The organism is Streptomyces sp. MA5143a (assembly GCF_900290235.1).
Taxonomy (GTDB): Bacteria; Actinomycetota; Actinomycetes; order Streptomycetales; family Streptomycetaceae; genus Streptomyces.
In genome coordinates this window covers 122,329-129,990 of sequence record NZ_OLMK01000018.1, presented here as the reverse complement: position 1 = coordinate 129,990, position 7,662 = coordinate 122,329, and the positions used below count along the sequence as shown (strand labels likewise).

The window sequence follows — 7,662 nt, the reverse complement described above, 5'->3', positions numbered from 1 at the left end:
GGGCAGACGGGACTTTCGCAACACGCCCTGGCCGCCTCCGCGGTGGCTCGGCACGGGTCACGTGGGTGCAGGTCATGTGGAGGTCCGCTCACCGGCGGCACGTGAGGGTCCGCTCACCGGCATGTGCTGATCCCGTGAAGGGTCTGTACCAGGGGGTAACCCGGCGCGATCATCGCGAGGCGGCCCGGCGACGGCGGCGGGGCGCTGAACGGAGTCGTCATGTCACGTCACTCTCGGCGCGGGTTCCTCACCTATCTGGTGGCGGCGCCCACCCTCGCGGTCGCGACGAGGATCGGGCTCGACGCCTACGCCCCCGGCACCGCCGACGCGGTCATTCCGACGCCGCCCGCACCGGCGGACCTGGTGGACCTCGGCGACCTGCTGATTCTCGCGGGAGCGCCCACCGCGAACATGCTGGTGCTCAGCGTCGACGAGGAGGGGCTCGTCCACTTCCGGCTGCCGAGGGAAGAGGTGGGGCAGGGGCTCACCACGGCCGTGGCGATGCTCGTCGCGGAGGAGCTGGACACACCGCTCGACCACGTCCGGGTGCGACTGGACGACGCCCGGCCCGAGTTGCTGTTCAACCAGCTCACCGGCAGCTCCAACTCCATCCGCTCCCTCTACGACCCGGTGCGCCACACCGCGGCGGCCGCACGTGCCAGGTTGGTCGGAGCCGCGGCAAGGCAGTGGGCTCTGGACGCCGACGAGTTGACGGTGCGCCGAGGTGTCGTGGTGGCGCCCGACGGCCGCACCGCCCCCTACGGCTCGCTGTCCACGGCCGCAGCCTCCCTCGACCTCGGCTCGCTCGTCGTGGCCCCCAAGAAGCAGTCCGAGCACACTCTCGTCGGCACCCCGACCTCCCGGATCGACGCCCGCGCCCTCGTCACCGGCAAGCAGGCGTACACCCTCGACCTCGACGTGCCCGGCGCCAAGCCGTGCATGGTCCGCAGGCCGCCGACCATCAACGGCACCGTGAAAGCGGTCAACAACGAGGCCACCGTACGGGCCATGCCGGGTGTGCTCGACGTGGTGACCATCGACACGGGAGTGGCCGTCGTCGCGGAGACGTTCGGGCAGGCCCTCGACGGCAAGGAGGCCCTGGACGTCACCTGGGGGCCCGGTACCGTCGACGCGCTGTCCGACCAGGAGATCCGCGCGAAGCTGAAGGCGGCGACTCCGTCGCTGGACGTGCTCGGGCCGCTGGTGAAGAAGGTGGAGGGCGAGTTCGACTTCGCCTTCGCCAGTCACGCCCCGCTGGAGACCAACTCGGCGGTCGCGGACGTACGGGCGGACCGGGCCGAGGTCTGGTCGGGGCTCAAGTCGCCGATCGTCGCGCAGGCCGCCATCGCCAAGGCCGTCGGGCTGCCGGTCTCCAAGGTCACGGTGCATGTGGTGCAGGCGGGTGGCTCCTTCGGACGCCGACTCTTCTACGACGCGGCGCTGGAGGCCGCCGTGGTGTCGAAGAAGAGCGGACGGCCCGTCCGGCTGATGTGGTCACGGATCGATGACATGCGGCACGGGCGGATGCGCCCCGCCACCCACCACAAGATCCGCGCCACCTACGCGGCAGGCCAGGTGCTCACCTTCCAGCACCGGGTCGCGGCCGTCGAGACCGACTTCCGGCATGGACTCGGCGACGCCCTCACCGCCGCCGCGGCGAGCCTGCCCGCCGGGATCGGCAACGCGACCTTCGCCCAGACCCTGTTCCTGACCACCGTGAAGTCCCCGTACCACTTCGGGATCACCACCCAGACGCTCACCGAGGTGCCGATCAGGATGCACACCGGGTCGTGGCGCTCGGTGTACTCGGCCAACACCCGCGGGGCTGAGGAGATCATCGTCGACGAACTGGCGGCGCGGCTCGGCAAGGACCCGGTGGCGTTCCGGCGGGAGTTCCTCAGGACCGCGCGGCAGCGGGCCGTGCTGGACAAGGTCGCCGAGGAGGGGGAGTGGGGGCGTGACCTGCCCGACGGCTGGGCCCAGGGCGTCGGCTTCCACGACGAGTACAAGTCCTGCACGGCGTGCCTGGTCGAGGTCGACGCCACCGACCCGAAGAAACCCCGGGTGACGAGGGCGGTCATCGCGGCCGATGTCGGCCGGGTCGTCAACCCGCGCGGCCTGGAGGCCCAGCTGCTCGGCGGGCTCACCGACGCCATCTCCACCACCCTGCGGGCGGGACTCCACATCGACAAGGGGCTGCCGCTGGAAGGCAGCTACTCCCAGTTCCACTACGCGCGCCAGAAGGACTCCCCGAAGGACGTACGGATCCACGTCATCGAGGGCGCCGACGAACCCGGCGGCGCCGGCGAACTCGGCGTCCCGGCAGCCGTCGGCGCCGTCGCCAACGCCTACGCGCGTGCCACCGGCACCAGGCCGCGCAGCTTCCCCGTCAGCTTCGACGTCGACTTCACGCCCTTCCCCCGCTGAGACACCGACGCGCCGACCCCCCAGCCCGGCGCCCCGTATCCCCTGGCGCCCCGTATCCCCTGGTCAAGGAGCCCGCCCGTGCCCTCCCACACCTTCACCGTCAACGGCGAGACCGTCACCGTCGAAGCCCCGGACGACCTGCCCCTGCTGTGGGCGCTGCGCGATCTGCTCGGTATCCGCGGCCCGAAGTACGGCTGCGGCATCGACGTATGCAAGGCCTGCACCAGCCACCTCGACGGCGAGGCGGTCCGGCCCTGTGTGGTCCCGGTGTCCGAGGCCGCCGGCCGCCGCGTCACCACCATCGAGGGGCTCGCGGACGGCGAGAAGCTGCACCCCGTCCAGGAGGCGTGGCTGGAGCAGGACGTGGCCCAGTGCGGCTACTGCCAGCCCGGACAGATCATGGCCGCCGTCGCCCTCCTGAAGCGCACGAAGAACCCCACCGACGCCGACATCGACGAGATCGCGAACGTCTGCCGCTGCGGCACGTACTTCCGCATCCGGGAGGCGATCAAGAGCGCGGCGGCGAGGATGGGGTGACGGGTGGCCGCCCACGGGCGCGTCCGCCTGATGGACCTGCGGCCGGGTCGCACGCCCGGACGTGGGAGGATCGGAGGTGGCGGGCCGGGGCCGCGCACCCGGTAGCCGTCGCCGTACGCGAGGACGCGCGTACACGCAGGCAGGACGCAGTACCGGGCGCGAGCACTGAGGAGCACCGTTGAGCAGGTTGCGCTGGCTGACCGCGGGGGAGTCCCACGGTCCCGCACTTGTCGCGACGCTGGAGGGCCTTCCCGCCGGCGTGCCGATCACCACGGAGATGGTGGCGGACCACCTGGCCCGCCGGCGCCTCGGCTACGGACGCGGTGCCCGGATGAAGTTCGAACGCGACGAGATCACGTTCATCGGCGGCGTGCGGCACGGGCTGACCATGGGCTCGCCGGTGGCGATCATGGTCGGCAACACGGAGTGGCCCAAGTGGGAGCAGGTCATGTCGGCCGACCCGGTCGACCCCGAGATCCTCGCCGGCCTCGCCCGCAACGCCCCGCTGACCCGTCCCCGCCCCGGCCACGCCGACCTGGCCGGCATGCAGAAGTACGGCTTCGACGAGGCCCGGCCGGTCCTGGAGCGGGCCTCCGCCCGGGAGACCGCCGCCCGCGTCGCCCTCGGCGCCGTGGCCCGGTCGTACCTCAAGGAGACCGCCGGGATCGAGATCGTCAGCCACGTCGTCGAGCTGGCCGCCGCGAAGGCCCCCTACGGCGTGTACCCGACCCCCGCCGACGTGGAGAAGCTGGACGCCGACCCGGTGCGCTGCCTCGACGCGGACGCCTCGAAGGCGATGGTCGCCGAGATCGACCAGGCCCACAAGGACGGCGACACGCTCGGCGGTGTCGTCGAGGTGCTGGCCTACGACGTGCCGGTGGGCCTCGGCTCGCACGTGCACTGGGACCGCCGCCTCGACGCCCGGCTCGCCGCCGCGCTGATGGGCATCCAGGCGATCAAGGGCGTAGAGGTCGGCGACGGCTTCGACCTGGCCCGCGTGCCGGGCTCCAAGGCGCACGACGAGATCCTCGCCACCGACCAGGGCATCAAGCGGGCCACCGGCCGCTCCGGCGGCACCGAGGGCGGCCTGTCCACGGGCGAGCTGCTGCGGGTGCGCGCCGCCATGAAGCCCATCGCGACCGTGCCGCGCGCACTCCAGACCGTGGACGTCACCACCGGCGAGGCTACCCAGGCCCACCACCAGCGCTCCGACGTGTGCGCCGTGCCGGCCGCCGGCATCGTCGCCGAGGCCATGGTCGCGCTGGTCCTGGCCGACGCGGTGGCCGAGAAGTTCGGCGGCGACAGCGTCACCGAGACCCGCCGCAACGTCCGCTCGTACCTCGACAACCTCGCGATCCGGTGAGCCCGGTGCCTCTGGTCGTTCTCGTCGGCCCCATGGGGGTCGGCAAGTCCACCGTCGGACAGCTGCTCGCCGAGCGGCTCGGCGTCGCCTACCGCGACACCGACGACGACATCGTCGCCGCGCAGGGACGCACCATCGCGGAGATCTTCGTCGACGAGGGCGAGGCCGCGTTCCGCGCCATCGAGAAGCAGGCCGTGCACACCGCGCTCGCATCCCACGACGGGGTCCTCGCCCTCGGCGGCGGCGCGATCCTCGACGAGGACACCCGCGCCCTGCTCGCCGGGCACCGCGTCGTCTATCTCTCGATGGACGTCGAGGAGGCGGTCAAGCGCACCGGCCTCAACACCGCCCGGCCACTGCTCGCCGTCAACCCGCGCAAGCAGTGGCGGGAGCTGATGGAGGCCCGCCGCCATCTGTACGAGGAGATCGCCACGGCGGTCGTGCCCACGGACGGCCGCACGCCCGAGGACGTCACCCGAGCGGCCCTGAACGCCCTGGAGTTGAAGGAAGCATGAGCGAGACAGTGACCCGGATCCAGGTCGGCGGCACGGCGGGCACCGAGCCGTACGAGGTCCTGGTGGGCCGCCAACTCCTCGGTGAGCTGGGCGGGTTGATCGGTGACCGGGCCAAGCGGGTCGCGGTGATCCACCCGGAGGCGCTGGACGAGACCGCCGAGGCCCTGCGCGCCGATCTGGCCGGGCAGGGCTACGAGGCCGTCGCCATCCAGGTGCCGAACGCGGAGGAGGCGAAGACCGCCGAGGTCGCCGCGTACTGCTGGAAGGCGCTCGGCCAGTCCGGGTTCACCCGCACCGACGTCATCGTGGGCGTCGGCGGCGGCGCCACCACGGACCTCGCCGGGTTCGTGGCGGCGACCTGGCTGCGCGGCGTCCGCTGGATCGCCATCCCCACCACCGTGCTCGCCATGGTGGACGCGGCGGTCGGCGGCAAGACCGGCATCAACACCGCCGAGGGCAAGAACCTCGTCGGTTCCTTCCACCCGCCCGCCGGGGTGCTCTGCGACCTGGCCGCGCTCGACTCGCTGCCGGTCAACGACTACGTGTCCGGGCTCGCGGAGATCATCAAGGCCGGCTTCATCGCCGACCCGGTGATCCTCGACCTCGTCGAGGCCGACCCGCAGGCCGCCCGCACGCCCGCAGGACCGCACACGGCCGAGCTGATCGAACGGTCCATCCGGGTCAAGGCCGAGGTCGTCTCCGGCGACCTCAAGGAGTCCGGCCGCCGCGAGATCCTCAACTACGGGCACACCCTCGCCCACGCCATCGAGAAGAACGAGCGCTACAAGTGGCGGCACGGCGCGGCCGTGTCCGTCGGCATGCACTTCGCCGCCGAACTCGGCCGTCTGGCGGGCCGGTTGGACGACGCGACCGCCGACCGCCACCGCACCGTCCTGGAGTCCGTGGGACTGCCGCTGCACTACCGCTACGACCAGTGGCCCAAGCTGCTGGAGACCATGAAGGTCGACAAGAAGTCCCGCGGCGACCTGCTGCGCTTCATCGTCCTCGACGGCCTGGCCAAGCCCACCGTCCTGGAGGGCCCCGACCCCGCGGTGCTCCTCGCGGCATACGGCGAAGTGGGCCAGTAACGCCCGTTCGGGCGGCTCTTGCCCGATTCGCCTTGTGGTCATGGCCACTTGGGCACTCCGGGACGCCCCCGGCCGTTCACCAAACGGCGGCCGGGGGCGGTACCGTTCGGTGAGGGCGGGGGTCCGACAGCCCCGCCCGCCAGTGTCGATGTGACTGTACGAGACGGAGTGGCACCGGATGCAGCACGCAGTGGGAGCTCCGCTGCCGCCGCCCCACCGGCCGGGGCAGGACCCGGCGACCCCCTGGTCGCCCACGGCGAACCACCAGGGGCACCCCGCCGCACCGCACCCGGGAGCACCGGGCGCCACCCCCGCGGGTCACCCCGGCGCGAGCCACCCCGTGCCTCCCCCCGTGCCGCCGGCCCCGCACCCCGGCCACGCGCCGGCGAGCCCGCCCGCGCCCATGGCACCCCCCGCGCCGTCGGCCCCGCCGGGATCGGTGCCCCCGCCCGCGCCGGGCTTCGCGGGCGCCCCCGGGCATCCCCCCGCCTCGCCCCCGCAGCACACCGGCGTGCCCCGGGACACCACCGGACACGTGCAACTGCCGCCGGGCGGCCCCGTCACCATGCCGAGCCCGCCGCCCGCCGCCGGTGTGCCCGACGTCACGACCACCATGCTCGCCGTCCTCCTCATCGGCCCCGCGGGCGCGGGCAAGACGAGCGTCGCCAAGTACTGGGCGGACCACCGCCGGGTGCCCACCGCGCACATCAGCCTCGACGACGTCCGCGAATGGGTTCGCTCCGGCTTCGCCGACCCGCAGTCCGGGTGGAACGACAACTCCGAGGCGCAGTACCGCCTCGCCCGCCGCACCTGCGGCTTCGCCGCGCGGAACTTCCTGGCCAACGGCATCTCCTGCGTCCTCGACGACGCGGTCTTCCCCGACCGCCCCGTCGTCGGCCTCGGCGGCTGGAAACGCCATGTAGGCCCCGGCCTGCTCCCCGTCGTCCTCCTGCCCGGCCTGGAGATCGTCCTCGAACGCAACGCGGAGCGCACGGGCAACCGCCGCCTCACAGACGAGGAGGTCGCCCGCATCCACGGCCGCATGGCCGGCTGGTACGGCTCGGGCCTCCCCATCATCGACAACTCCCAACTCGACGTCCCCGCCACGGCCCGAGTCCTGGACGAGATCCTGGCCAGATCGATAGCAAGCCCCCCGAAGTGGTAACAGGGCCGGCAAGGCAGCTCTGAAATCGGCGGGTGGGTTGTGGCCGACAGGGCAGGTCGGAGGCGACTGAGCAGGTCACACAAGCGGCGGGGTGGGTCGCGGTCGGCAGGGCAGGGTCGGGGGCGCAAGGTAGGGCACACGAGCGGGCGGGATAGGCCGGGCGTGGCAAGGCAGCGCTGAGGGGACACGGCCGACCACAAGGGCGGCGGAGTAGGCCGCGGCCGGCAGGGCAGGGCAAGGCAGCCCGACGGATCCGGCGACCACCGCTCAGCCCCAGCGGCCCTGGGGGCGAGGGTCACTCACGCCCCCCGCCCAACCCCAGCAGACCCAAGGGGCGCGGGGAACTGCGCGACAAGCCCCCACTCACCCGCACCCCGCACACAACCGATCCCACCCCTTCCTACCCGTCCCCCCACCCCCACTCGGCCGCACTCACCCCCCGGCCCCGCGCAAGCACCCCGCACCCCCACTCGGCCGCACTGAACCGGCGGCCCCGCGCAAGCACCCCGCACCCCCACTCGGCCGCACTGAACCGGCGGCCCCCCAGCGGAGCTCATACGCTCGGGG

The 7,662-nt window shown here is 72.9% G+C and carries 6 protein-coding genes; all 6 read left to right on the top strand.

The window, feature by feature from the left end; translation table 11 throughout:
- Positions 1 to 219: 219 nt before the first annotated feature.
- The 6 genes from SMA5143A_RS09560 to SMA5143A_RS09535 all read left to right on the top strand — a co-directional run bounded on the left by SMA5143A_RS09560 (position 220) and on the right by SMA5143A_RS09535 (position 7,095).
- Positions 220 to 2,427: a xanthine dehydrogenase family protein molybdopterin-binding subunit gene (locus SMA5143A_RS09560; protein WP_107462458.1), complete on the top strand. Its 2,208-nt coding sequence runs from the start codon at positions 220 to 222 to the stop codon at positions 2,425 to 2,427.
- A gap of 78 nt (positions 2,428 to 2,505) precedes the next feature.
- Positions 2,506 to 2,964 carry a (2Fe-2S)-binding protein gene (locus SMA5143A_RS09555; protein ID WP_107462457.1) on the top strand — a complete coding sequence of 153 codons (459 nt, stop codon included), beginning with the start codon at positions 2,506 to 2,508 and terminating at the stop codon, positions 2,962 to 2,964.
- A 178-nt stretch (positions 2,965 to 3,142) separates the two neighbouring features.
- Positions 3,143 to 4,327, top strand: coding sequence for a chorismate synthase (gene aroC / locus SMA5143A_RS09550; RefSeq protein WP_099965485.1), 1,185 nt, complete (start codon positions 3,143 to 3,145; stop codon positions 4,325 to 4,327).
- Positions 4,328 to 4,359: 32 nt separating this feature from the next.
- Entirely contained in the window at positions 4,360 to 4,842 is a 483-nt protein-coding gene (locus SMA5143A_RS09545) for a shikimate kinase (RefSeq protein WP_107462465.1), read from the top strand.
- Positions 4,839 to 5,930, top strand: coding sequence for a 3-dehydroquinate synthase (aroB, locus tag SMA5143A_RS09540; RefSeq protein WP_099965484.1), 1,092 nt, complete (start codon positions 4,839 to 4,841; stop codon positions 5,928 to 5,930). The genes SMA5143A_RS09545 and aroB overlap by 4 nt, the downstream gene beginning before the upstream one ends.
- Positions 5,931 to 6,108: 178 nt before the next feature.
- Positions 6,109 to 7,095: an AAA family ATPase gene (locus SMA5143A_RS09535; RefSeq protein WP_107462456.1), complete on the top strand. Its 987-nt coding sequence runs from the start codon at positions 6,109 to 6,111 to the stop codon at positions 7,093 to 7,095.
- The last annotated feature ends 567 nt before the right edge of the window (positions 7,096 to 7,662 follow it).

What these genes read in the sequence shown, in the direction of transcription:
- SMA5143A_RS09535 (WP_107462456.1), top strand. Translation starts at nt 6,109, where the DNA reads ATGCAGCACGCAGTGGGAGCTCCGCTGCCGCCGCCCCACCGGCCGGGG.
- SMA5143A_RS09545 (WP_107462465.1), top strand. Translation starts at nt 4,360, where the DNA reads ATGGGGGTCGGCAAGTCCACCGTCGGACAGCTGCTCGCCGAGCGGCTC.
- SMA5143A_RS09560 (WP_107462458.1), top strand. Translation starts at nt 220, where the DNA reads ATGTCACGTCACTCTCGGCGCGGGTTCCTCACCTATCTGGTGGCGGCG.
- aroB (WP_099965484.1), top strand. Translation starts at nt 4,839, where the DNA reads ATGAGCGAGACAGTGACCCGGATCCAGGTCGGCGGCACGGCGGGCACC.